Annotated in this window: 20 protein-coding genes; 4 read left to right on the forward strand and 16 right to left on the reverse strand. The window is 36.9% G+C overall.

What is annotated here, in order from left to right:
* Positions 1 to 97 precede the first annotated feature (97 nt).
* The 7 genes from ftnA to prlC all read right to left on the reverse strand — a co-directional run bounded on the left by ftnA (position 98) and on the right by prlC (position 8,788).
* Entirely contained in the window at positions 98 to 625 is a 528-nt protein-coding gene (gene ftnA / locus Q4493_RS03895) for a non-heme ferritin (RefSeq protein ID WP_303449580.1), read from the reverse strand.
* A 145-nt stretch (positions 626 to 770) separates the two neighbouring features.
* Positions 771 to 1,244, reverse strand: a complete 474-nt coding sequence (locus Q4493_RS03900) for a peroxiredoxin (RefSeq protein ID WP_303449582.1) — start codon at positions 1,242 to 1,244, stop codon at positions 771 to 773.
* Positions 1,245 to 1,571: 327 nt separating this feature from the next.
* Positions 1,572 to 3,485, reverse strand: a complete 1,914-nt coding sequence (locus Q4493_RS03905; RefSeq protein ID WP_303449583.1) for a methyl-accepting chemotaxis protein — start codon at positions 3,483 to 3,485, stop codon at positions 1,572 to 1,574.
* Between the two features lie 133 nt (positions 3,486 to 3,618).
* Positions 3,619 to 4,410, reverse strand: coding sequence for a class I SAM-dependent methyltransferase (locus tag Q4493_RS03910; RefSeq protein WP_303449584.1), 792 nt, complete (start codon positions 4,408 to 4,410; stop codon positions 3,619 to 3,621).
* A 257-nt stretch (positions 4,411 to 4,667) separates the two neighbouring features.
* Complete coding sequence (locus tag Q4493_RS03915) at positions 4,668 to 5,369, reverse strand: DNA-3-methyladenine glycosylase I (RefSeq protein WP_303449585.1); 702 nt, start codon at positions 5,367 to 5,369, stop codon at positions 4,668 to 4,670.
* A gap of 72 nt (positions 5,370 to 5,441) precedes the next feature.
* Entirely contained in the window at positions 5,442 to 6,602 is a 1,161-nt protein-coding gene (locus Q4493_RS03920; protein WP_303449586.1) for a GGDEF domain-containing protein, read from the reverse strand.
* A gap of 140 nt (positions 6,603 to 6,742) precedes the next feature.
* Positions 6,743 to 8,788, reverse strand: a complete 2,046-nt coding sequence (gene prlC, locus Q4493_RS03925; protein ID WP_303449587.1) for an oligopeptidase A — start codon at positions 8,786 to 8,788, stop codon at positions 6,743 to 6,745.
* Between the two features lie 289 nt (positions 8,789 to 9,077).
* On the opposite strand from prlC, the gene gorA reads away from it, so the two are divergent.
* A complete protein-coding gene (gene gorA / locus Q4493_RS03930) occupies positions 9,078 to 10,433 on the forward strand; it encodes a glutathione-disulfide reductase (RefSeq protein WP_303449589.1) in 1,356 nt (451 codons plus the stop codon).
* A gap of 105 nt (positions 10,434 to 10,538) precedes the next feature.
* On the forward strand, positions 10,539 to 11,903 hold the full coding sequence (locus Q4493_RS03935) for a sensor histidine kinase (RefSeq protein WP_303449590.1): 1,365 nt from the start codon (positions 10,539 to 10,541) through the stop codon (positions 11,901 to 11,903).
* A gap of 61 nt (positions 11,904 to 11,964) precedes the next feature.
* Here Q4493_RS03935 and Q4493_RS03940 read toward each other — a convergent pair whose 3' ends face one another.
* On the reverse strand, positions 11,965 to 12,303 hold the full coding sequence (locus Q4493_RS03940) for an iron chaperone (protein ID WP_303449591.1): 339 nt from the start codon (positions 12,301 to 12,303) through the stop codon (positions 11,965 to 11,967).
* A gap of 543 nt (positions 12,304 to 12,846) precedes the next feature.
* Between Q4493_RS03940 and polA the strand changes: the two genes are divergently transcribed.
* Positions 12,847 to 15,594, forward strand: coding sequence for a DNA polymerase I (polA, locus tag Q4493_RS03945; RefSeq protein ID WP_303449592.1), 2,748 nt, complete (start codon positions 12,847 to 12,849; stop codon positions 15,592 to 15,594).
* A 272-nt stretch (positions 15,595 to 15,866) separates the two neighbouring features.
* On the opposite strand, the gene Q4493_RS03950 is transcribed toward polA, so the two are convergent.
* The 8 genes from Q4493_RS03950 to Q4493_RS03985 all read right to left on the reverse strand — a co-directional run bounded on the left by Q4493_RS03950 (position 15,867) and on the right by Q4493_RS03985 (position 23,013).
* A complete protein-coding gene (locus Q4493_RS03950; RefSeq protein ID WP_303449974.1) occupies positions 15,867 to 16,055 on the reverse strand; it encodes a hypothetical protein in 189 nt (62 codons plus the stop codon).
* Between the two features lie 39 nt (positions 16,056 to 16,094).
* A complete protein-coding gene (locus tag Q4493_RS03955; RefSeq protein WP_303449593.1) occupies positions 16,095 to 16,961 on the reverse strand; it encodes an SPFH domain-containing protein in 867 nt (288 codons plus the stop codon).
* A gap of 177 nt (positions 16,962 to 17,138) precedes the next feature.
* Positions 17,139 to 18,581 carry a sodium:alanine symporter family protein gene (locus Q4493_RS03960; protein ID WP_303449594.1) on the reverse strand — a complete coding sequence of 481 codons (1,443 nt, stop codon included), beginning with the start codon at positions 18,579 to 18,581 and terminating at the stop codon, positions 17,139 to 17,141.
* A gap of 96 nt (positions 18,582 to 18,677) precedes the next feature.
* On the reverse strand, positions 18,678 to 19,649 hold the full coding sequence (locus tag Q4493_RS03965; RefSeq protein WP_303449595.1) for a WD40 repeat domain-containing protein: 972 nt from the start codon (positions 19,647 to 19,649) through the stop codon (positions 18,678 to 18,680).
* Between the two features lie 9 nt (positions 19,650 to 19,658).
* Complete coding sequence (locus tag Q4493_RS03970; RefSeq protein WP_303449596.1) at positions 19,659 to 20,123, reverse strand: isoprenylcysteine carboxylmethyltransferase family protein; 465 nt, start codon at positions 20,121 to 20,123, stop codon at positions 19,659 to 19,661.
* Positions 20,124 to 20,256: 133 nt separating this feature from the next.
* Positions 20,257 to 21,312 (reverse strand): GGDEF domain-containing protein, encoded by a 1,056-nt coding sequence (locus Q4493_RS03975; RefSeq protein ID WP_303449597.1) that lies wholly within the window; start codon positions 21,310 to 21,312, stop codon positions 20,257 to 20,259.
* A 220-nt stretch (positions 21,313 to 21,532) separates the two neighbouring features.
* Entirely contained in the window at positions 21,533 to 22,549 is a 1,017-nt protein-coding gene (locus Q4493_RS03980) for an MJ1255/VC2487 family glycosyltransferase (protein ID WP_303449598.1), read from the reverse strand.
* Positions 22,546 to 23,013, reverse strand: coding sequence for a phosphatase PAP2 family protein (locus tag Q4493_RS03985; RefSeq protein WP_303449599.1), 468 nt, complete (start codon positions 23,011 to 23,013; stop codon positions 22,546 to 22,548). Before Q4493_RS03985 ends, Q4493_RS03980 begins: the two co-directional genes overlap by 4 nt.
* Before the next feature lie 436 nt (positions 23,014 to 23,449).
* Here Q4493_RS03985 and Q4493_RS03990 point away from each other — a divergent pair, with 436 nt between their 5' ends.
* A complete protein-coding gene (locus Q4493_RS03990; protein ID WP_303449600.1) occupies positions 23,450 to 26,218 on the forward strand; it encodes a methyl-accepting chemotaxis protein in 2,769 nt (922 codons plus the stop codon).
* Positions 26,219 to 26,249 lie beyond the last annotated feature (31 nt).

Below are 26,249 nucleotides of genomic sequence, written 5' to 3' on the forward strand. Positions count from 1 at the left end.
AGAATTTAGCTCAAATTTAAACTGACAGTCACCGATTAAAAAACGGGTAACTGTCAGATCAAGTCTGAGCTAGTACACTTTATTGTGCCAAACAGTATTATTCGGCAGGGTTTGACATAATACTTGTTGGTGATGTTTTAGCCATTTCAGCTAAATCTTTATCGACAAAAAATAATGCATGACCGTCATGGCCAACCAAATTAATTTTATCTAGCACGCTTTTAAATAACGTTTCTTCTTCATGCTGTTCAGCCACATACCATTGCAAGAAATTAAAGGTAGAATAATCTTGGTTAGTAAATGCTTGATGTGCCAATGTATTAATTTGTTCTGTTATTTCACACTCATGTTGATAGGTCTTTTCGAAAACATCCGCTAACGACTCATATTCATGAGGAGGAGCATCAATCGCTCCCAAAATAGGCAAAGCGCCGGTTTCACTGACGTAAGTAAATAAACGTGTCATGTGATCCATTTCTTCAAGCGCATGTTTACGCATAAATTCAGCAGCACCCTCAAACCCTTGTTCTTCACACCAAGCACTCATTTGTAAGTATAAATTTGACGAGTAAAACTCTAAATTTATTTGCTGGTTTAATTGTTTTACCATTTCAGGTTTTAGCATGTTTTTTCCTACTAATCTTTCGCGCACTAACGCTGTGAATATGTGAGGATTTTGCCTTAGTTAGCCAATAAATTCAAGGATAGTAAGTAAAAAACCTAATAAAAACAATGTATTACTAATGCAAATTGTTTTCGTTTCTATTTCATTAAAGCGAATTTAAAATCACTTCAGCTTTACTGACTTCAAATTCTTTTGGTTTTTCAATATGTAAGCTTTTTACTTCGCCATTTTCAATGATCATGGCATAACGTTGAGAGCGAAAGCCACCAAAACCAGCCGTTTCCATGCCTAGCCCTAATGCTTTGGTATAACTGCCATCACCATCTGCAAGCATCATAATGTTTTCAGCATTTTGTGCTTCACCCCATGCATTCATCACAAAAGCATCGTTTACTGATAAACAGATAATTTTATCTACGCCTTTTGCAACAAATTCATCATATGAAACGACATAACCCGGTAAGTGAGCAGCAGAACAGGTTGGGGTAAAAGCGCCAGGCACTGCAAACAGAGCCACTTTTTTATTGGCGAATAATTCATCGCTATTGTGGCAGATCATCTCGCCATTTTGTAATTGTTGTAATTCGCCGGTAGGCATTTTCATGTTTTCTTGAATCATAATTAAACCTTAAGATGGGTGTGATAGTGGTAATTTTATAGCTTTACATAAAAAGCCTTTGTCATGTGCACTGCGCGCACAATCTTTGCAGATATATCGGGGTTTGTCGACAATATGGGCGAGTTCGTGCAAACCCTTTTCAATTTCTTTTTTCTTCCACTTGCACAAAGATTTAGCCATTAACTAATCTCCCCCAAAAAAATACTACTTATAATTTTAGAGTAATGATCGGCTTTGCGCACGACTTAGTTATCAATACTTGTTATTTTTGCCAGAAAAAATACGGCAATCTACCTTGTATTAGCTTTAGCTAGTTGATTGAAAGCATTATTGCGTGACTAAATGTAAAGTTTGATTTATGTCGTTTACTTGTTCACTGACATCTTTAGAAATATTGGCGGCAAGCTCACGCGATTGATTCACCTCTGTTGTGACGCTATTCATCGCTTGCTCAAAATCAGAAAAATGTAAACGTTGTTGGGTTATTTGCGCTAAGGTATTTTCGGCAATATTTGCAGAATTAATGGCTTGTTCAACCACGTTGGCAGCGTTACCTTTTAGTAAAACGGCAATGTCTTTTTGTTTATCAGACGCTTTTTCAATACCATAAATATTACTGGTAAGGGCGGCGCTAGCTTGATTAAGTTGTTCTAGACGTTGACTGACTTGTTTTAATGAATCTTGGGTTTTACCTGCAAGTTGCCTAACTTCATCTGCAACCACTGAAAATCCACGACCATGTTCTCCTGCTCTCGCTGCTTCAATGGCGGCATTCAGTGCTAGCAAGTTAGTTTGATCGGCTATTGAACTAATAACGTCAACAATGGTACCAACGCTTTCAACGGACTGGCGTAATGATTCTATTGATGTTTTCCCTGCGCTGGCAGCCGAGTTTGTTTCATCACTAGCAAACAGTACTTCGCTGACTTGAGTTTGGCTATCATTCATTGCCATTTGTGTGGCTTTTGCACTATCAACGACTTGTTGAGAAAGTGTATTAACGTGTTCAGTAACATTAGAAAGCGCGAGCATGATATCGCCCACTTCTACTAAATGTTCACTGGTAGTTGATGATGAATTTAAAATATTTTGTGCTTGGCTTTCCATGGTTTGCATAGCTTTGGAAACAAGCTTTAATTGTGTTGCTTTTTGTTTATCTTCTTGGGCAAGTTTTGAAACCATTTGGTTGAAACTATTTGATATTTCACCGAGTTCAGTTTTAGGAGAAATGCCAGTGATATTGTCGACTCTGCCTTCATTAACTAAAGTGACAAAACTATCGCGTAATTTACGTAGAGGATTAAGAATAACACTGCGCATTAACCAATAATTTGCGGTTAGAAAGATAACTAAAAATGTTAATAAGCCGAATACCACTTTCGTTAATGTTTCATTTATTTTGCGCTGCTCTTCGGTTACGGTAACTTCTCTAGCCACTATGATTGTTTCCAATTTATCAACTTGAGCGGCTAAATCTTGTAGTCCTTGTGAGCGTTGTTGTTGAAGGCTTAAGGTATTGTTTAATTCATTTTGGTAGCGGTGAAGCAGTGACGTTAATTCAGACAATGCTTCAATGCTTAAATCTTCTAGATCATCTTCATCATCAAAAAAGTCATCTTCGTCTTCGTCTCTTTCTGGAAAAATTTCGAGTGACGGAAAAGTGGCAATTTGATCCGTTAAATTGATCAGCTCGTCTAATGCTATTGTGACAGATTGGTTGCTCAGCTGATTTTCACTAAACATTGTTTCGCGCCCTTTTACTAAGTCGTAAAGTGCTTTTAAGCTTTCATTCGTCAGCTTTAAATAAGCAGACTTTTGTTGGGGGTTGAGCGTCGTGGTTTGAAAGGCGTATTTTGCTAAGTCTAATATAATTGCTGCGATAGTTTGTTCACTATTACGAATCAAAGCGAAGGGATCGCCACTTAACTTCCCTAGCGCTCGATATTTTGTTGTTATATCGGATTTCAGTAGATTCGCTTGTTCATTGATATCGTCGGTTAAGGTTTTAATGCCTAAACGTTTAGTAATGGCGATGATTTCGTCAAGTTGTGCCTCGGTATCATTTAACAAACTCGCATCACCATTTTGTAAGTATTGATTGATCGTACGATTGAACTTGATCGTGGTATGAGACTTTAGTGTTTGATAGCTAGTATATTGAATTTGGCTTTGTGTTAATGAATTAGCGACATGATACATAGTGGCTAAAAAAATGATGGCAAAGATACTAATTGCGATCACTGAAATTTTGGAAAAACTCGAAACCCGCACAAACATTACTCGGTAGGACAAAAGAGTTGAAATTTTATGTGAGTTTTATGAAGGTTTTACGACAGGGTTGTTACACTTTTATGACAGCGGTAAATTGATGTACTTAATTTGAAGGCTTAGGTATTGCTTGGTTGACATAAACGTCAAAACGATTTTTCTTCATTTTGATACTCGTTGATGGCGCTTTATTGTTGAGAGGTTCTGCATAGGTTGGACGTTTTACCACTACTCTATATTTTGCGAGTTTAAGAGCAGGAGTTAATAAATTATCAGCATCTAGATCTTCGCCAACCAAAGATTGAAAGACCCGCATTTCTTTTTTTACGGCGGCGGACTTTTCACGATGTGGATACATAGGATCGAGATAAATCACATCGGGGGCGTTTGCCAGTGGCATATCATCGATAGAAGATGCATAAATCAAGTTCATACGATGTGCAATTTCGGCTACTTCCTGATTGATTTTTGCTCGATCTAGGCCGTTTTCAAGTAATGCCGCGACAATTGGCATGCGTTCCATCATAGTAACTTGGCAACCTAAAGATGCCAGCACGAAAGAATCTCTTCCTAAGCCTGCGGTTGCATCTAAAACATGGGGAGTAAAGCCGTGTTTCAAGCCGATAGCTTTGGCAATATCTTGTCCTCTGCCACCCCCAAACTTCCGGCGATGGGCAACAGCCCCTTCAACAAAATCTACTTTAATCGCGCCAAGCTTAGGTTCATCTAACTTAATAAGTTCTACTTGTTGAAAATGTACTTGCAGTAAAAATAGTAAACCTGACTGCTGGTTTACAGAAGCAACATCGCCAATGTATTCAAGTTGCCATTGCTGAGCGACTTTTTTAGCTAAATCAATGTCTGTTTTATCTTTATAACCAACCGCTATTTGTGTCATTAAGTTATTACCTGTTGATAAGTTGCATACATTAGCATGGCGATTTCATCTTATTTATTGTGATGAACTCCTGCGTTGATTGTAAAACATTTAAAGTGATTTAAATATCTTTGTGATGCAAAGCATCTATAAATCCGACATTGGAATTTTATTATGATATATCAATGAAGAACGTAATGATTTTCAAAAAAAGTGTTCGACTTGCTGCTTTACCTTTATTTCGATGTGCTTCCCCAATTTAGTGCCGCAATGTTTTTTTACGCTACTTGCACGTTATTATCGCCGGTGGCGAAAGCAATCAATCGACTCAACTGGCTAAGGGATAGATCCGATTCTTGTTGCCATTGATTAAAGCACTTTTGAATAGTAGCTAAGCTTGATTTTGTTTGAATACCGCCACTAATTAAATCATGAGTGCGGAAATATCCTTCAACATCACGAGACAGAATAAAGGTATCTTTGCCTAATGCACGAAGCGCGTACGGACCAGTATTTCCTCCTAAACGTTGACCATGCTTTTTCAGATACGTCCATAAGCCGATAATATCTTCAGTTGGCCAATCGGCAATAAAGGCTGAAAAACTTGGATGGCTATTGTCATCACTATTTTGTTGTTCAAACATCATTTGCGCGTTGGCTTTTATGGTTTTTACTTTATTGAAATTTCGGATGATTTTAGGATCTGCCGCTTTTCTTTCAAGCATTTCTTCTGGCATCATTAATATTTTTTCAATGTCGAAATTAAAAAAGCTTTCTTCAAAATTTGGCCATTTGTTTTCGACAACGCGCCAGACAAAGCCACTTTGGAATATTTTTTTGGTAAACGCAGATAAGATACGATCGTCAGATAAGTGCTTTAACAACGGATCTTGATTTCCTTCACCTAGTAATAGTGCTAATGCTTGCTCACCGCCTTTACGTTCACAGGCACGTTCATAAATTTTTTGGTATGATTCCATGAAATACTCTTATTATTGTTTTTTATTTATTTTGTTATTGATTAGTTCATTGCTGAATTTTAGGTGGAAATATTAGCGACTATAGGCGATAACTTTATTGCGCCCACTGCGCTTTGCTTCATATAAGGCGATATCGGCATGATTGATATTATCATCAATACTTTTCGTAATATCTACCTGCACTACACCAAAACTGGCGGATATTTGAATGCTCTCTTCACCAATATCCATGGACGCTTCATTAATGGCTTTACGCAATCGTTCTGCGGTGAACATGGCTTTTTCAATATCGTTATAAGGTAATAAAATAATAAATTCCTCACCACCAATACGGATCAAGATATCTTCAGTTCGTAATGATGATTCTATAACATGAGAAAAGCTCACTAATACTTTATCGCCAGCAGAATGCCCGAAATTGTCATTAATGTTCTTAAACCAATCTATGTCACATAATATGACAGAAAGTGGCTCATCTCGTCTTTTTGAGAGTGAATACATTTTTTGTGCGACATCGTTTAGGTAATTGCGATTTTTTGCCCCAGTTAGCTTATCGGTAATAATTTCTTTTCTTAACTTCCCAACTAACGAGTAAATAATACTTAAAGCAAAGCCAAAAAATAGAATACAGATAAAGCTTAAGAGGGCAGTAAAATATAACGAAAGCGGAATATGTTGTTCATCTGAGAAAAATAATGCATAAATAACCACATATGCGACAAAGATAAGTAAAGTGAGTAATAACGAGCCGTATAAAATTCGATCGCCAACCCGATGCATTTTAAATTGTTGATTGCATTTTCTAAGTGTTAACGCATATGGAATGAATACATTCATTAACACCAAGGCAGATCTTAAATAACCCGCACTGAGATATAGTTGTGCGAGATAAATTAAGCCGGTAAAAAACACACAATGTAAGGCACAAAATAAATAATGTTTTAGTGTTATTTCACAATCGTACCGAGTATAAATGGCGAACATCAACAAGTATGAAATCAATAAAATAAATAAATTAGTCACAATCGCAGATGCGATCAGCATATACTCAAAACGTAATAAAATGGCTTCGAAGGCTGCAATGGTAAATAACAGTAACAATCTAAAGTAAAAAGTAGAGCGGGCTTTGTTCTGATTTTCAGGCGTAGGAAGAAAATAAGTAAAGGCATAAAGCACAATACACACGATTGAAAGTGCAGAAAAATATGACATGCTGACTAGATATTCGTGCAATGCTCACTTCCAGGATGATGAATGGTTGAATTGAGTAAATTAACCTTATTATATCCTAAATAGAACTTTTTTGAGAATGGCAGTTAGATAAAACCCATTTATGTGAGATGGGTTTTATCTAAATCAAAGGCTTTTGGCGCTTAACCGTTTATGCCGCAATGACGTAATAGCGCGTCTATTTTAGGGTCGCGTCCTCTAAAGGCTTTAAAAAGCACACTTGGTTCTTGTGAACCGCCTTTTTCAAGAATATTTTCTAAAAAGTCTTTACCTACGGCGCGACTAAATATTCCCTCTTCTTCAAAGCGACTAAAGGCATCGGCAGATAATACTTCTGCCCATTTGTAGCTGTAATATCCGGCAGCATAACCTCCACCAAAAATATGACTAAAACTATGTTGAAAGCGGTTAAAGTCAGTGGCGGTGATCACGGCATATTTGTCGCGCACTTTGTTTAATATTTCCTGGATATATGCGTCGTTGTTTTTGTTCGGGTTATATTCAGCATGCATAGTGAAATCAAAGATACTGAACTCAAGTTGTCGAAGCATTTGCATTGCCGATTGATAGTTTTTCGCCGCAAGCATCTTATCAAGCATCGCTTGAGGTAAAGGCTCATTGGTTTCAAAATGGCCAGAAATAAAGGCTAATGCTTCAGGCTGCCAACACCAGTTCTCCAAAAATTGACTCGGTAATTCAACGGCATCCCATGGCACACCATCGATACCCGACACACCGCTGGCGTTTATTTGCGTCAACATGTGATGAATTCCATGACCAAATTCATGAAATAAGGTCACTACTTCATCGTGAGTAAATAATGCCGGTTTATCACCAACAGGTTTATTAAAGTTACAAGTTAGGTAAGCAACAGGATATTGAATATCGCCATTAGCTAATGCACGACGACCTACACAATCATCCATCCAAGCACCGCCACGCTTTTTAGCGCGCGCGTATAAATCTAAATAAAAACTGCCGCGTAATTGTTGATTTTCATCGAACACATCATAAAATTTGACATCTTTGTGCCAAGTATCAATACCTGATTTTTCTTGAATGGTTAAACCAAACAAACGGTGCACTACTTCAAATAATCCTGATACTACTTTGCTTTCAGGAAAATACGGACGTAATTCTTCATCAGAAATTGCGTATCGGTTTTGTTTTAATTTTTCACTGTAATAAGGAAGATCCCACGCTTGCAGATCTGTTTGTCCAAATTCAGCTTGGGCAAATGCTTTTACTTCATCAAGGTCTTGCTGGCCTTGTTTTTTAGATTTTTCCGCTAAGTTTTCTAAAAATCCTAGCACCTCATCAGTTGAGGTTGCCATTTTGGTGGCAATCGATTTTTCAGCAAAATTATTAAAACCGAGCAATTGCGATAATTCATGACGCAGTGCTAATAGTTCATTCATAATTGCACTGTTATCAAATTCACCAGCATTAGGTCCTTGGTCTGAAGCGCGTGTGACATAACCGCGATAGAGTTTTTCTCGCAATGTGGCATTATCGCAATACATCATGACGGGCAGGTAACTTGGAATGTCTAAAGTAAATAACCAGCCTTGCTTTTCTTGTTCTACAGCTAAGGCTGCTGCCGCTTCTTTTGCGCTATCGGGTAAACCGGCAAGCTCTGCTTCATCGGTTATATTGACACTATAGGCGTGTGTTGCATCTAACAGGTTATTGCCAAATTTAGAGCTTAATTCTGATAAGCGAGTAACAATGTCGCCGTATCGCTTTTTGTCCTCATCGTTTAGGGCAATGCCTGATAATTTAAAATCACGTAAGGCATTATCAATGACTTTTTTCTGAGCAGTATCTAAGGTTGAATATTCTTGGCTATTAGCAAGACTTTGATAAGCTTCGAAAAGTCCTTGGTGTTGACCAACGAAGGTGCTGTATTCAGACAGTAGCGGTAAACAAGATTCATAGGCTTCACGTAATTCGTCACTATTAACCACAGAATTCATATGAGAAACCGGCGACCATAACTTGCCAAGTACATCATCCACTTCATCAATCGGCGCGACTAAATTATCCCAAGTATGTGTTTCTTGAGTTAACACGTCAGCAATGGTTTTTTGACAATCAGCAATCGCTTTTTCGACGGCTGGTTTTACGTGCTCAGGTTTGATTAATGAGAATGATGGAAGGGTATCTTGTGCTAAAAGTGGATTGCTCATATTTTTCTTCATTTTTGAATATCTTGGTTATAGATGTAAGTACATTTGCTTAGATATTCAAGTGAAGGGTAAAAGTAATCTGCTAATTTAAGGTTTTTTTGTGTTTTGCCAATATTAACCGTGTAGATATATTAAAAGAGTAATGCCTTAACGCATACGTTATTGGTAATATCAGCGAATGAAAGCATCTTATGATAAATGATTTTTCCTTTTTTCGTCATACAGATGAACTTGAATCTTGTTTGATTGAGTCTTATATATTAAATGACACTTATTTAGGAACTTACCTATGACACAACATTTTGATTTTCTCGCCATTGGCGCTGGTAGTGGCGGAATTGCTTCGGCAAACCGTGCAGCAAAACTTGGTAAAAAAGCAGCCGTAATTGAAGCTAAACACATTGGTGGTACCTGTGTAAATGTGGGTTGTGTACCTAAAAAGGCGATGTGGTATGCAGGACAAATTGCCGATGCTTTACATTATGCAGCCGACTACGGTTTTAAAGCACCTCTACAAAACTTTGATTGGGCAAAATTAGTTAAAAATAGAGAGGCGTATATAGTACGAATTCATGCGGCTTATGCGCGCGGCTTTGCGAGTAATGATGTTACTGTGATCAATGGTTTTGCCAAATTCATCAATAAAAATACCGTAGAAGTTAACGGCGAGAAAATTACCGCAGATCATATTGTTATTGCTACAGGTGGTCGCCCTAGTATTCCAAAAATTAAAGGTGCTGAATTTGGTATTGATTCAGATGGTTTTTTTGCCTTAACGGAACAACCTAAAAGTGTTGCGGTAGTCGGTGCAGGTTATATTGCCGTTGAACTTGCCGGCGTGCTTCATGCGCTTGGCTCGGAAGCTCATTTATTAGTGCGTAAAGAAAAACCCCTACGCGGTTTTGACGACATGCTCAGTGATACCTTAGTTGAGCAGATGGCAAAGCATGGCCCGACGCTTCATAACCACAGTACGCCTAGTCACATTGAGAAACACGATAATGGTCAATTAACGGTGCACCTTGAAGGCGGAAAAACTGTTGGACCGGTAGATACTTTAATTTGGGCAATTGGTCGTGAACCCGCGACTGATAATATTAACCTGCAATCGACGGGCATCGAATTAGATGAACGTGGTTTTATTCCTACGGATAAATATCAAAATACTAATGTAAAAGGTATTTATGCGGTGGGTGACAATACCGGACGCGCACAATTAACCCCCGTTGCAGTAGCGGCTGGTCGTAGATTATGCGAACGTTTATTTAATGATAAACCTTATGAATGTCTTGATTATTCAAATATCGCCACGGTAGTTTTTAGTCATCCGGTTATTGGCACCGTTGGTTTATCTGAAAAAGAAGCCATTGCCGAATATGGTGAAGAGCAAGTAAAAGTATACAACTCACAATTTACGGCTTTATATCAAGCGATCACTGAAGAGTATCGTGATCCGACGCGCATGAAACTAATTTGTATTGGCAAAGAAGAAAAAATTGTCGGTATTCATTCTATTGGTTTTGGTAGTGATGAATTATTACAAGGCTTTGCGGTTGCGATGAAAATGGGCGCGACAAAAGCTGACTTTGATAATACCGTTGCAATACATCCCACATCTGCCGAAGAGTTTGTCACATTAACCTAGTAAACATCGTTACTTTTAGCTAAATTAAAAAATAAGCACTATAGTTATTAGGAGCCTAAATAATTGGATGTTTAGGCTTTTTTATAAGCTTAATAGGGGATCTCCTTGGAAACGGAAGCAAATAAATTTAATCCTGATGAGTATCGAAAAAAACGCATAATTCAAGTGACATGGCTAGCACAATCGGCAACGTTATTGGCTTCATTTTTTCCGATGATGAGTAAAAATTGGATTAATTTAACCATACTTATTATTTTTTTTATTAGCTTATCTGTTAGTCGATATTGGGTAAAAAAGAATAAGTTAGATCATGGTTCAAATTTAGTTACCTTGTCAGTAACTGTCATTATTTTAGTGCTTTGTGTGATGAATCAGGGAATAAGAGATGAAGTATTATTAGTTTTTCCGGCATTAATTAGCTTTGCAGTACTAACAGGAACGGATAGATTTTTGTGGTCTATTTATGCGTTAATTGCTTGTAGTGTCATGTCTATGGGGCTAGTGAATGAACTAGCTATTTACCATCATTCAGTTGCAGGAACCGGATTAGAGTCAGCGATTCTAATCATCATTATTTTATCCGTCGTGACCTACAGTATTAAGTTATTAGGATCCGACCTCACCTCTGCCAATAAAAAGCTTTTAGAATATCAAGAAGAATTAGAGCAAAAAGTTGAAAACAGAACTCAAGAGCTTCAACAAACCATTAATAGTCTAACCGAAGCTAAAACCAATTTAGTAGAAGCTGAGAAAATGGCCTCTCTTGGCCGTTTGGTTGCTGGTGTTGCTCATGAAATTAATACGCCACTAGGCATTGCGATTACCGCCTCATCACTTATTCATGAAAGTACCTCAGAGTTAAAATCAACATTAACCAATAATACGGTGACTAAGTCAGGCTTAACAACTTATGTGAACGATATCGAACAAAGTATTGATATGGTACAAGGCAATTTAAAAAGAGCTGCCAGTTTAATTTCTGATTTTAAGCAAGCGGCGGTTATTCAAAGTGACGAGCGCGCTAAAACATTTAATTTATATGAAATACTGCAAACAATCGTTGCTCATAATAAAACTTTACATACCCAAGTAACCGCGAATGTTTATGGCGATAAAGCCATTTATATTACTCAAGATCCCGATGCGATTACCCGTATATTTACTAATTTATATAGTAACTCATGTATTCATGGTTTTTCAGACATAGAGAAAGGTCATATAGATATTGAAATATCACAAGTTGGTGAATTAGTTTCTATTAAATATTCTGATAATGGTAAAGGAATAAAAAAAGAAAATATTGAGCATATTTTCGAACCTTTTTTTACCACTAAAAGAGGTAAAGGAGGAACGGGACTTGGCATGCACATTGTTTATAATTTAGTCACACAATCTTTAAAAGGTCAGATCCATTATAATCCTGACTATTGTGTCGGTGCCTGTTTCGAAATATCGTTTAATTTGGCTTAATAACTGTAAGACAATAAACCTTGCAGTGCCTGAGTCTTTTCTGCCGTAATATTGTATTCAATTACGTTACATTTTCTGTGAGCGCACTTGTGATCACTGAGCTTAGGTCAGTGATGTCAAACTGATCATTATCTTTAATGTTGATACACCCCTTACCTGTTTTAATTTTTGGGTGCATTTTTTGAAAAGCGACTAAATGATCGGCGCTGCAGGTATAAAGTGATAGATAACTTTTCTGGTTAGCAAGAGCAATCCAATGTTTTCCCAATGAAAAAGTAGGCATTTTATATTTCATCGATTGTTCTACGTCAGGATACATATTTAAAATTAACGAGTGAATAGCGTTAAAGCGCGCCCTTCTCTGTTCTGGAATATTTTTAAGATAAGTTGTTAGGTTCATATAAATTCTCAATAGGTGATTTTTATCTTCAATAATATTGGTTAGCAATTAGCGAGATATTTGATATTAACAATAGCCTTTTTTAAAATAATTATTACATTAAAAATAATTAAAGTAAGCGCTGTCACCTGTCATTTCTCACTTATATTTTTTTGTTATTTGCATGTGTCATATTTCTTTAAAAATAATTTAATAATAGGCTGGTAATGACAGAAAATTCTGGTAATCTCTTATTCCCTTGGTAAGGATAGTTGGTTGCTTTTCAAGCAATCGCCAAGTTATAAAAAATACTTATCCACATTTATAAAATAATAATAATAATATAGATAAAAGGATTTTTTCTTACCTTTTTCCATATAAAACATAAACTTAACTTCTTAATGCCCATTTTGATGATTTATCTCTATGGTATTTTTTGCTGCTTTTCAACAAAGTTATCCACATTTATGTTCATTTTTTTCTAACATTCATGGTTAATTGCTAGAGAGTCTTCAGGCTTTATGGCATGCTTAGCCAAATTTCATTCTAGCGATACAAATCATCATGTCCAAATCTTCATTATCTCCGCTCATTTTAGTTGATGGTTCTTCATATTTATTTCGTGCTTATCATGTGCCTTATTTACAAGCCTTATCAACCAAAGATGGTCAATCTACAGGAGCAATTACCGGTGTACTAAATATGCTCAATAGCCTGAAAAAAGATTACCCTAATGGCAATGTAGTGGTGGTTTTTGATGCGAAAGGTAAAACGTTTCGAAATGATATGTATCCTGAATATAAAGCCAATCGTCCTCCAATGCCTGATGATTTACGTACGCAAATTGCCCCTCTTCACGAAATTGTTGAAGCAATGGGCTTGCCTTTATTAGTGATAGAAGGTGTTGAAGCCGATGATGTCATTGGTACGTTAGCTGACCAAGCCAGTAAAGCCGGCATTGAAACCGTTATTTCAACCGGCGATAAAGATATGGCGCAGTTGGTGAATGACCATGTCACACTTTATAACACCATGACCAATGTAAAAATGGATCAAGCCGGTGTCTTAGAAAAGTTTGGCGTACGTGCTGATCAAATTATCGATTATCTTGCCTTGATGGGTGACAAAGTTGATAACATTCCAGGGGTTAATAAGTGTGGTCCAAAAACTGCCGTTAAATGGTTAACTGAACATGAAACGCTAGAAAATGTTATCGCAAATGCTGATAGCGTAAAAGGAAAAATTGGTGAGAATCTTCGTGAAGCAATCGAGTTCCTGCCTCTTTCGTATGAGCTAGCGACCATTAAATTAGACGTTGAATTAGAAAAGTCAGTTGAGCAATTACAACCGACAGAGCCCAATATCCCTAAATTAACTGAGCTGTATACCAAATTTGAATTACGTCGTTTATTGGCCGATTTAACAAAAGGCGAAAATACAACAGCTCCGGCAGTTGTTAGTGAAGAAGAAAATGAAGAAGAGTCAGTCGTTGTAGATGATATAGAAACAGATTACGACATTATTCTAAATAAAGATGATTTTGCTATTTGGCTAAAAAAATTAATCGCTGCAGATCTTTTTGCTTTTGATACCGAAACCACCAGCGTTGATTATATGAAGGCCGAGTTAGTTGGCTTATCGTTTTCTGTTGAAGTTGGCAAAGCCGCGTATGTGCCTGTTGCTCATGATTATATTGACGCACCTGAGCAATTAGATAGAGAGTGGGTAATTGCTCAGCTTAAACCTTTACTTGAAGATAGCGACCGTAAAAAAGTGGGTCAAAATTTAAAGTATGACGCTAATGTGCTTTCTCATTATGGGGTTCACATGCAAGGTATTACTTTTGATACTATGATTGAATCTTACTGTTTAAATAGCGTTGCCACTCGCCATAATATGGACGCGTTAGCGGAAAAATATTTGGGCTATAAAACCGTGCACTTTGAAGATATTGCCGGAAAAGGTGCTAAACAGTTAACGTTTAATCAAATTGATATTGAAAAAGCGGGCCATTATGCCGCTGAAGATGCTGATATTACTTTGCGTTTACATCAGGCTATTTATCCAAAACTTGAGAAAAGCAAAACACAACTTGCCGTATTTCGTGAGATTGAAATGCCTTTAGTGCCGGTGCTTGCACGTATGGAGCAACATGGAGTACTGATTGACAGTGATTTATTGAACGAACAGAGCCATTCTATTGGTATGAGGCTACAAGAATTAGAAGTTGAAGCCCATAACATTGCTGGACAAACCTTTAACTTATCATCGCCTAAACAATTACAGAAAATATTGTTTGAAGAGCTAAAGATTCCGGTCATTAAAAAAACGCCAAAAGGTGCGCCTTCAACAGCAGAAGAAGTGTTACAAGAGTTAGCGCTTGATTATCCATTGCCGAAAGTTATTTTAGAAAATCGTGGTTTGAGTAAACTTAAATCTACCTACACAGATAAATTACCGTTACTTGTCAGTAATACAGGACGAGTGCATACGTCATATCAACAAGCGGTTGCTGCAACAGGGCGTTTATCTTCAACGGATCCTAATTTACAAAACATCCCTATTCGAAGTGAAGAAGGACGAAAAATTCGTCTTGCTTTTATTGCGCCAAAAGATCATAAAATTGTTGCGATAGATTATTCACAAATAGAACTGCGAATTATGGCGCATTTATCTGATGATCCTGGATTAGTTGCTGCTTTTTCAGAAGGTCGTGATGTGCATAAAGCTACAGCAGCAGAAATTTTTGATGTTGATTTAGCTGATGTAACTAGCGATCAACGTCGCAGCGCTAAAGCGGTAAACTTTGGTTTAATTTATGGTATGTCTGCCTTTGGTTTAGCAAAACAATTAGATATTCCTCGCCACCGTGCCCAAGAATACATGGACAAATACTTTGAACGTTACCCTAATGTGCTTGCCTATATGGAAGATACTCGCCAACAAGCAACAGAGCAAGGTTACGTTGAAACGTTATTTGGTCGCCGTTTGTATTTGCCTGAAATAAAATCGAAAAATGCTATGCGCAGAAAAGGTGCTGAACGAGCAGCCATTAATGCGCCAATGCAAGGTACGGCTGCCGATATCATTAAAAAAGCTATGTTGACGGTTGATCAGTGGATATGTGAACAAAATGATGACCGTATTAAAATGACTATGCAGGTTCACGATGAATTAGTTTTTGAAATTCATCAAGATATTCTTTCAAGCACCACAGCGAAGTTAGTTGAAATTATGAATGCAGCGGTTGAATTGAAAGTGCCATTAATTGCGGAAGCTGGCGAAGGGGATAATTGGGAGCAAGCACATTAATCACCTTAACAAAACGGGTGTTTTATTACATTTTTGTAATTTTATTACAAAAAGTGCTTTACAAAGAATATAGACTTATTCTATACTTCTTTTCGTTCCTTAACGGACGCTTGTTGTAATAATTTGTATATTCTAGCTTCCTCATAGCTAACAAGCCGATAACAGTGTTATCGGCTTTTTTTATGCCAAAAATATGAGAATGACAATATGGGTTTAGTGATAAATTCGTAACTAAATTTCATTTGTGAAATTGAATATCTTTATGTGCGGTATTATTCATCAATAGGATCAATAATTGGCTCAATAGGGCGTGGTTTACTTCGCCCTGCTTTTCGTAACGCATCGCGTAAAACATATTCAATTTGTGCATTTAAACTACGTAACTCATCGTCAGACCATTGCTGCATGGCATTAAGAATTTCTTCGTTAATTCTCAACGGATAGGCTTTTTTAGCCACGATTACCTCTGCTCTAATTTAAAATTAAGGACTGATAAGTAATTAATACAAGGTTCCTGTGTTTACAATAGGTTGTGCGGCTTCATCACTACATAATACCACTAGTAAATTACTCACCATTGCAGCTTTTCGTTCAGCATCAAGCTCAACAATTTCTCGCTCTTCTAATTTATGTAACGCCATTTCAACCATGCCTACAGCCCCTTCTACTATGGTTCTTCGTGCAGATATTATTGCCATCGCTTGTTGACGACGTAACATGGCATTGGCGATTTCTGGAGCGTAAGCTAAATGACTAATTCTTGATTCAATTACTCGCACACCGGCTTTTTCAAGGCGTTCTTGTACTTCGGTTTTTAAGGCGTTCGATATTTCATTGGGATTACTGCGCAGCGAAATGTCTTCTTCTTCATGATGATCATAAGCATAACTTGTCGCAAGGTTTCTTAGGGCAGACTCACTTTGAATAGAAACAAAGTCTTCATAATCATCGACTTGAAAAACTGCTTCGGCAGTATCAACCACTTCCCAAACAATAACTGCGGCAATTTCAATAGGGTTACCATTTTTATCATTGACTTTAAGTTTGCCACTTTCAAAATTTCTCACCCTCATCGAAACACGTGCTTTGGTATAAAAAGGGTTTGCCCAGCGAAGACCTGAGCTGTGAACCGTGCCTGAGTATTTTCCAAATAATTGTAAAACTCTCGCTTCTTTTGGATTAACCATAAAAAAGCCAAACCAGCAGATAAACACTAAAATTGCAGCGACTAACCCAAGAATAGCTTGGCCTGCCGACTGATTCATTAAACCATTAACAACAATCGCAATGGTACCAATTTGTAAAGCCAGTAATACAAAGATGAACATAATACCGTTTGGTGCTTTTATTTCTTTTTCTGTGATCATGTTATTCTCCATGAATATTTAAACAAGATGATATCATTATGATATCACTTTGTTGTTTTGGCAAATAAATATCAGGAGGTCTTTGTAACAACAAGTTACGTTAACATTATCTATGTAAAAGAAAATTTAAATTAACTTTAATTTTCAAAGTATTAAGCGGTTAATTTAGGTGCAGGTTTACTGACGATATTTTTGATTATAGCTGAATAGTTCTTTTTTCATCATGGGAGCCAACATATATAAACCAACAATATTGGCTATCGCCATCGAAAAAAACATCGAATCAGAAATCGCGATAACTGAATTTAAACTAATGGAAGCACCAATCACGGTACAGGTACAAAAAATACATTTATATAATAGGTCTAAATACTTATTGGTACCCATGATATATTGCCAGGCTATCGAGCCGTAATAGGCCCATGAAATCATCGTTGATATGGCAAAAAGCAACACGGCGATACTTAATAAATAAGGGAACCACCAAATAACACTGGCAAAAGCTCTTGACGTTAACGCTACGCCATCAACCCCGTCAACTGAAGTGTAAGCACCGGTAATAACAATCACTAAAGCTGTGATAGTACAAATAACCACAGTATCAATAAAAGGTTCTAGTAGGGCAACATAGCCTTCTCGTATAGGTTCATTTGTTCTTGCGGTTGCATGCGCAATGGCAGCAGCCCCTACACCTGCTTCGCTGGAAAAAGTCGCACGTTTAAAGCCTTGTATCATTACGCCAATTAAGCCGCCAACAACACCTTGTGGATTAAACGCTTCAGTGAAAATTAAATAAAATGCTGAAGGGACTTTTTCAAAGTGATAAAAAATAATAAAGAGAGCGGAAATGAGGTAGATTGTCGCCATTAACGGCACTATTTTTGAGGTTACCTTGGCAATGTTTTTTATGCCGCCAATAATGACAACAGCGATAATCGTGGCAAGAATTAAACCAAATAACCAACCTCGGTTTTGCCAAAAACTACTGTCTTGGGCAAAGGCAACCATAAACTGGCTATATGCTTGATTAGCTTGGAGCATATTGCTGCCGCATAATGATGCTGTCATACAGCAAATAGCAAAAAATATCGCCAAACCTTTACCAAGTTTTTTATGTCCTAAATCCGATAATCCCGCACTTAAGTAATACATTGGGCCACCGCGAACGATGCCCTTATTATCTATTTGACGGTACTTTACCCCTAAAGCGCATTCTAAAAACTTGGCTGACATGCCCATTAAACCAGCTAACATCATCCAAAATGTAGCTCCAGGTCCACCAATTGATATTGCAATGGCAACACCAGCAATATTACCTAAACCAACGGTACCTGAAAGCGCTGTTGTGAGTGCTTGAAAGTGACTCACTTCACCTTGGTCGTGTGGCGAAGAGTAATCCCCTTTAATAATTTTAACGCTATGTTTTAACCCCGTAATATTGAGAAAGCCGAAATAACAAGTAAAGCTAAACGCGGCAATAATTAGCCATAAAACAATTAAGGGAATATCAATTGAGTTAATCGAAATAGAATAAAAAATAATTTGAGTAAAGAGGTCTGCAACCGGGGCTAATACAGTGTCAATATGTTGATCTATCGTTGTAGTCGATACCGAACTCATTGATTATCGCCTTATATGTCGGTTAGTAAATATTTGGGTTATTGACAGTTTCATTTATTCATAATCTGCTTTAGTGGTATCAAAAATATAAAGGTGTTAAATCGCTTTAATTGGCCAAACTTCATAAACACCGTCACTACTGATAGTGGCGATTTCAGTCGGCTTAATTAATTTAATGGTTAAAACAGAAGCACGATATTTATCCTGATGCTTAAAGGCGTGCCATTCACCAAGTAAGGCGCCGTCTTTCACTTGCCATAATTGTAATTTTTGCTTGGGAGAAGCGCTTAATAACCATTGATTATTGTGAGTGAACAATGAATCATTAAACTCGATAAATTTTATACTACTGGCTAATTCAGAAAATTTCTTACCTATTTTTAATAACCAAAAAGAACGATCTTTGATGGCGTCTAAGGTAAAAGCAACTTTTGCATCAGCACTCATCACAACATGATTAACTCTAGAGGCATGTGTAAATGTCTGCAGTTCCTTTCCGTTTGCTGTTTGCCAAAGTACTGCGGTTTTGTCACTTGAACCAGTAAATGCTTTAGTGCCATCAGCAGAAATACTGACGCTGTTAATGTCGAGCCTATGGGGTGAATACGTCGTGATATTATTATTTTTCATGGAAACGATACTGGCTTGGCCACTTCGAAAACCGAAAATCAAAGTACTTTCATCGTCTGACATCGCGATATCATTGATAATATTATCACCGGCTGTCCACACTGTAATTAATCGACCACTGGCTAAATCATATAAATGTACATTGATGCGGTTTGACGTGTAAAAATAACGTTTAGTTTTTGATATGCCTAGTAATTCGATTAACTGAGCTTCTAACCCCTGTAAGCAGTTGTATTTTTTAGTATTTGTTTGATTATCCCATAAACATACTTGTTGATTATCACTGATCAATGAATAGTGGCCATCATCAGATATGTCAGCCGCTTTGATTAATGTATCGCTGTACATTTGTTGTTTACTTGCTAATGAGGTTTGAATGTTACTGTCTGAGCATGCAGAAAGGATTAATACACTTAACAATAAGTAGATAATTTGCATAGATATTCTCTACAACCACCGACGTACAGACGTGCAATAGTCGATAAACTCTTGTTGAAACATATCGGTAAGAATTTTTTCTTCGGGCTTAATTTGAAAACGATTGATGTAAAGAATAAAGCCAAGAATAAAAACAAGTGCATTGGGATTGCTAAGGTAAAATCCCCAACCAATTAAACAACATGCCATTCCTAAATACATAGGGTTACGGGTGAAATGATAGATGCCCATTTTTACTAATGAAGATGTTGTTTCAGGTTTTGTTGGGTTAACGGTCGTTTCGGCTTTTTTAAAGGCTAAAGCCCCCATCAAGATAATTAATCCACCCACACACTCAAAAAAAATGAACAATGCTTGAGCAACAAGCGGGTCGTAAACCTTTATTTGAAAAAAGGGCTGAAAAAGCCACATTAATGTAGCGAAAATTAAGACTAATAAAAGTGGTGGAACTTTTAATTCAAGTTTGGTCATCATCAATTACATTTCTTTTTTAATATTAAGCATAACTGAAATCAAAAAATGCTGCTATTTTCCACGATAAATTTTATCACTGAGAAGTTAATTATTATCTCGATATCAATTTATTTTATGGTTTATTTTTTACGACTTAATGGGCTACTGATTGCACTTGATTTCGACCTGATTCTTTCGCTTTGTACAAACACTTATCCGCGCTATTGATGATATCGTCAATATTGGAGCTTTTTTCAAATTGTGCAACGCCAACGCTAATAGTGACGTTAATTTTATTATTTTTGAAAATAATCGTATGACTCTCAACTCTTTGACGAATTTTTTCAGCAATGATCGCGGCGTTTTTGGCACATGTTTGCGGAAGAATAAATAAGAATTCTTCTCCTCCCCAACGGGCAACACAATCTTGCTCTCTTACTTGTTCATTAAAGATTTTTGCTAACTCAATTAAAACGCTATCCCCAGCGCTATGACCAAATTGATCATTAATCCGTTTAAAATAATCAACATCACTAATCAGAATGGATAAGGTTTCTTGGTTTCTACTTAAGTGAGATTGCTCTTGTTTTAAAATATTATAAGCGATACGACGATTAGATAAATTGGTCAACGGATCGAAATTCGCGAGTAATTGATATTTATGACTTAATTCTAATGTTTTCTTTAATGCATGATCTCTCGTATATTCGTATAACGCAGATAAAAACGTGACGGTTAGAAAGGAATAAATTAATCGTAACTTAAATTCTGTAGGGTAAATAGCATGACTACCGTATTCTATGGGCAAAAACATAATGGCAATAATTAAGGCAATAAAGACAGCGATATCGAATAGACCTCGCTTTAAACCATGAAGTGATAATGAAACCGGAGCAACAATATAAATCCATAAAGGCCCCGTATTATCAACTCCACCCGTAAAAACTAAATAAAACATCAATAGATATAGCGAATAAAGAACGATTACAGAACTAAGACCAATTTTGTTGTGATTTTTACAGATATAAAAGGCTAGAAAATAAATAAAACTAGCTAAAAACAACGTCGCTGCAAGTACATAGTTTTCTTGATATACGCCCCAAAGCCCCATACTGGCGCAAATTGTTATACCAATAAGTGAAAATAGTAAGATAATTGACGGCTTATAAGGGACTTCACTATATATATTATGTTTTATTTCTTTCAGCAAAGTATCAAGCCTTTATGGTCTTTAAAGATATATAACATCATGTAAAGTTTAATGTTTTCAAATTTGTTGTTATTTTATATTTGTTTTTACTTTCATACATATTGTTCAGATTGCATGAAAGCATGAATTAAGTATGGTTTGCCAAGCTTAATAATTCAACTTAACAGCAAATTAAGGCACACATACTTAAGTAGGTTGAAAGGCCTGATTAGCGTTTAAATTAATTTGCCCATAATTTTAAAGGGCTTTGGCTAATATTTTGATATTGATTATTAGCGATAAGCGTGGCAATTTCGGCTGCAACATTTGGCAAAGGTGGAATATTCGCTGATTTTTTATGTGTTAGCCAATACGTTATTTGTTCGAAAGTGAACGTTTCTATAACGGTTGCATAGTCTAATTGTTTCAATGCTAAGGCATTTGAGTGTTGCTCCATTTGTCCATTTAATGCTTTAGTTAACACTGGAATTCCAATATGTAGACATTCACTGATTAATTCAAATCCCGCATTACAGATCACACCATTGGCATGCATGAGATCATGTTTAAATTGGGTGTGACTGGTTTTGCGTAAACTGACATTATTTGTTTTTCCATCGTTTAAATCAGGTGAATATTGAATAAATTGAGTGTTAGGAAATTGCTGTAATAGTTGCGTGATACTCTCTTGGTTTTCAAAAGGTAAATACACCAAAATGTGTTGCTTATTCTCTCGACGAGCTAATTCAATATCGACAATAGGCGGAAAAACACACTCGTCGTATGGATACCAATGTAAACCAATACGATACGTAGCAGGAGCAAAGTATTTCATGATGTTTCGTGTTAGCCAGGAGTCTTTTGATTTGGGCGTATTTGAGCCAAAAGCATATTGATGACCAATACCAATAATTGGCACTCCCTTAATTTTTGCAGCCCATGCAGTAACAGGTTCGAAGTCGGTAATTATCAAGTCATATTTTGATAAGTCTAATTGGATAATATCAGCAAGAAATTTAAAAATATTATTTTTTAACCCTGTTTTCAGGTAGTTTACTTCGCCATTTTCTGTGATAAATGTCAGGCCTCTTCGATGTTCAAATTGGCCAAACACCTCCATATCAAAAAACTTTTCTTTCGCCCTACCTGATAATAAAAAATCAACCATGATCCCTTGTTTTTTTAATTCTTTTGCTAAGATTCGAGAGCGAGAAATATGTCCATTTCCAGTGCCTTGAATTCCATATAATATTTTCATAACCATCCACTTGCGATATAACCAATGAGGGTACCTAAACTAGCCCCAGCTAAAATATCTGTCGGAAAATGTACGCCCAAAATTATTCTTGAAAGTCCAACGCATACTGCCCAAATAACAATTGGAAAAGCTGCACTGCCAATGTAAGCCACGACTAATGTCGCCAAAAGAAATGACGCCATAGAATGCCCTGACGGAAAACTGAATTGGTCTGCTGGCGAAACCATGGCTAAAAAGTAAGGAATAACGGCAGGAGGGCGAGGTCGTTTTAAGGTGTTTTTAATGGAAAAATATATACTTCGCTCAAAAGCAAAGGCGGCGAGAGCGACCATGAAAAAGTCGTACCCTGCTTGTCCATCCTTGATGAGAAAAATCAACGGAATCACAAGCTGCATATAACCATCACCTGATCGTGAAAGCCATTTAATTGCCATAATAAAACGGCGATAACTATGTGACTTCACACACCAGAGTAGCATTCGGCAGTCATGCCGATAAACATTATTTATTATGTTCATATGTTCACAGTAGAGCGAAGATATGACAAACATGTGACAGAAGTGTGCCAATTAAATTAAAAAGCTATAACCGATGAAAATAACCGTGAAAGCTGAAACGTTTAATTTTTTAATGAATTGCAAATAGCCAGTTTAAATAATTCTGCCAAATCTTTTCAATTACCAACCTTTGGTAACGCGATTAATAAGCTTATGCGATCAAAAATCGTTTTAATAACTTATTGGTATTAGAACTTTGTTGTTGAAAATTGACCGAATTAGATCGCCTTACTATATTTTTCTAGATAGTAAGCGCTTTCATAAATAGCCTTATTGCAAATAATAATTTGCACAATCAAGCAAATAGTTAATGAATTAAATAACCGATAAGGTCAAAATCATCATGTTTAAATTTAATACGTTGAAAAATAAATTTACGTCAGCGTTTATTTTATTGGGTTTAATTCCTGCGATTGTTATCAGTATTATCTCAACCTTAAATAGCTCCGATGATGTTTCAAATAAGGTATATAGCCAGTTAACAGCAATAAACCAGATAAAAAAGCAAACCATCACAAATTACTTTGATGAACGTAAAGGTGATATGGGAGTACTGGTCAATATTGCTGACACCATGAAAACTCAAGCATTTAACCAATTAACGGCTATTACTACACTTAAGAAAACGCAAGTGGAAGATTACTTTGCAAATAATACCGTTCAACTAGAAATGCTCGCGAACAATCGAGAACTTCAAAATTCCATAAATGTGTTAACTGAAAACTTTGCAAATAAACCTAAGTGGCGAGCATTGCTAGATCAATATGATGAGGATTATAAATCGTTACTGACTAACTTTGGTTGGTATGATTTTTTTATCATCAGTCAACGGGGCACCATTATATATTCCGTGACAAGAGAAAGTGATTTAGGCCAAAAAATTACCCTTGATTTATCAGGTACTTCTTTTGAAAAAGCGTTCAATTTGGCGAGTAACGCTGATACCAATGACAGTCACTTTGGTGACTTTCTTCCTTATCCGCCTAGCAATAATGATCCGGCTGCTTTTGCGGTTAAGCCTGTTTCAGTTAAGGGTAAACGTATTGGTTATATTGCCTACCAACAACCTATCGATAAGCTGAATGCCATTTTAGGTAATAGAGAAGGAATGGGAGAAACTGGTGAGTCATATTTGGTGGGCCAAGACAAACTAATGCGATCAAACTCTTATTTAAATCCCACCGAATACTCTGTAACAGCATCTTTTTCAGCAGGTAATACTGTAGACACTCAAGCGGCAAACAGCGCACTGAATGGGGAAAAAGGCACGCAAGTTATTATGGATTATAACGATAATCCTGTCGTAAGTAGTTGGGACTATATTCAACTTGATAACGGCGTTCGATGGGCGATTATTTCTGAGATTGATGTCGCTGAAGCGTTTAATCCTATGACGTCCAGTAATGAAGAGTTTTACAAAACTTATATTGAAAAATACGGGTATTACGATTTATTTCTGATTAATCCCAATGGCCATATTTTCTATACTGTTACTAAAGAAGCTGATTTCAATACCAATATATTAAGTGGCACTTATGCAAGCTCAAATCTAGGCACACTAATTAAGAAAGTTAGTCAAACGAAACAATACGACCTCATCGATTTTGCCCCATACGCCCCCAGTAATGATGAACCTGCCGCTTTTATTGCCCAGCCACTGCTTGGCGTGAATGGCGAAGTTTCATTATTTGTCGCTTTGCAATTACCACTAGAAGGCATACAAACCATCATGGGTGTTAGGGAAGGTATGGGGCAAACCGGTGAAAGTTACTTAGTTGGTAGCGATTTTAAGATGCGAAGCAATTCATTTCTCGACCCTAAAGGTCACTCAGTAAAAGCGAGTTTTGCTGGCACTGTGGCAAAAAATGGTGTTAATACTGAGGCGGTTAAGCGGGCATTACAAGGCGAAAAAAATACCAATATTATTGACGATTATAATGGTAACCCAGTGTTATCTTCGTTTGACCGCATTGAGTTTGGCGCCTTTAATTGGGCGATTATTTCAGAAATTGATGAGCCAGAAGCTTTTGCTTCTATCCGAAGTAATACCTATTTCATGATGGGATTAATGTTTATATTCACCCTTATTATTGGGGTAACCGGTTTCTGGTTTGCGAAACGAATTTCAACTCCTATCATCGAAGTAGCCGCTGTTGCAGAACGGGTGGCAAGTGGCGATTTAACTATGTCGATTGAGCAAACATCAAATGATGAAGTGGGCCAATTACAAAAAGCCATACAACTGATGGTGGCAAACCTTTCTAGCATGGTGAGTACAATTTCAGGTATTTCCTTACAACAAGCATCTACCTCTGAGGAATTAGCGGCAATAACCACTCAAACCAACAGAACCGTCGCTGAACAACAATCTATTTCAGAACAGTTGGCTACGGCGATGCAAGAAATGGGATCAACAGTGAACGAAATAGCCCAAAGTACAGCAACCACGTCAACAGCAGTAGATAGTATTCAAGGAAAAGTACTCGAGGGTTCAAATAAACTGAATGAGACTTATCAATCAATTATGAACATGGCGACTCAAATTCAAGAATCAGAGCAAAGTGTCAAACGCGTTAGAAGTGATTTTGATCAAGTTGTTAATATACTAGGCGTGATAAAAGGTATTGCCGATCAAACTAACTTATTAGCATTAAATGCGGCTATTGAAGCGGCGAGAGCCGGAGAGCAAGGGCGAGGTTTTGCTGTGGTAGCTGATGAAGTAAGACAATTAGCACAGCGCACGCAAGACTCAACCAAAGAAATAGATAATATGATCAACACTATTGTGAATGGCGCAAACTCATCGGTTGAAATTATGTCAAGTAGTGTGACTCATGCCACAAATGTACAGGAACACGCTAAAGAAGTGATGGAGCTAAATAAAGTGGTTGAAGGTGAAATGCATCAAATCACTGATTTAAGTGCACATATTGCGACTGCAGCAGAAGAACAAGCGGTTGTTGTTGAAGAAATTTTACAAAACGTTGAAACCTTAAATACAGGCGTCACAGAAACAAGTCATGCTACTGACAATATTGCAGAATCAAGTGTCGAACTTGCTAGATTAGCCACTGAATTAGAAAAAGAGTCATCAGCGTTTACTACAAAATAAAGCTAAGGATTGATTTCGGTAAATTGGGCAA

Source organism: Colwellia sp. 1_MG-2023, from assembly GCF_030546755.1.
In the GTDB taxonomy this organism is placed as follows: Bacteria; Pseudomonadota; Gammaproteobacteria; order Enterobacterales; family Alteromonadaceae; genus Thalassotalea_H.

What these genes read in the sequence shown, in the direction of transcription:
- polA (WP_303449592.1), top strand. Translation starts at nt 12,847, where the DNA reads ATGTCCAAATCTTCATTATCTCCGCTCATTTTAGTTGATGGTTCTTCA.
- Q4493_RS03960 (WP_303449594.1), bottom strand. Translation starts at nt 18,581, where the DNA reads ATGAGTTCGGTATCGACTACAACGATAGATCAACATATTGACACTGTA.
- Q4493_RS03965 (WP_303449595.1), bottom strand. Translation starts at nt 19,649, where the DNA reads ATGCAAATTATCTACTTATTGTTAAGTGTATTAATCCTTTCTGCATGC.
- Q4493_RS03915 (WP_303449585.1), bottom strand. Translation starts at nt 5,369, where the DNA reads ATGGAATCATACCAAAAAATTTATGAACGTGCCTGTGAACGTAAAGGC.
- Q4493_RS03990 (WP_303449600.1), top strand. Translation starts at nt 23,450, where the DNA reads ATGTTTAAATTTAATACGTTGAAAAATAAATTTACGTCAGCGTTTATT.
- ftnA (WP_303449580.1), bottom strand. Translation starts at nt 625, where the DNA reads ATGCTAAAACCTGAAATGGTAAAACAATTAAACCAGCAAATAAATTTA.
- Q4493_RS03910 (WP_303449584.1), bottom strand. Translation starts at nt 4,410, where the DNA reads ATGACACAAATAGCGGTTGGTTATAAAGATAAAACAGACATTGATTTA.
- Q4493_RS03955 (WP_303449593.1), bottom strand. Translation starts at nt 16,961, where the DNA reads ATGATCACAGAAAAAGAAATAAAAGCACCAAACGGTATTATGTTCATC.
- gorA (WP_303449589.1), top strand. Translation starts at nt 9,078, where the DNA reads ATGACACAACATTTTGATTTTCTCGCCATTGGCGCTGGTAGTGGCGGA.
- Q4493_RS03900 (WP_303449582.1), bottom strand. Translation starts at nt 1,244, where the DNA reads ATGATTCAAGAAAACATGAAAATGCCTACCGGCGAATTACAACAATTA.
- Q4493_RS03970 (WP_303449596.1), bottom strand. Translation starts at nt 20,123, where the DNA reads ATGATGACCAAACTTGAATTAAAAGTTCCACCACTTTTATTAGTCTTA.
- Q4493_RS03980 (WP_303449598.1), bottom strand. Translation starts at nt 22,549, where the DNA reads ATGAAAATATTATATGGAATTCAAGGCACTGGAAATGGACATATTTCT.
- prlC (WP_303449587.1), bottom strand. Translation starts at nt 8,788, where the DNA reads ATGAGCAATCCACTTTTAGCACAAGATACCCTTCCATCATTCTCATTA.
- Q4493_RS03940 (WP_303449591.1), bottom strand. Translation starts at nt 12,303, where the DNA reads ATGAACCTAACAACTTATCTTAAAAATATTCCAGAACAGAGAAGGGCG.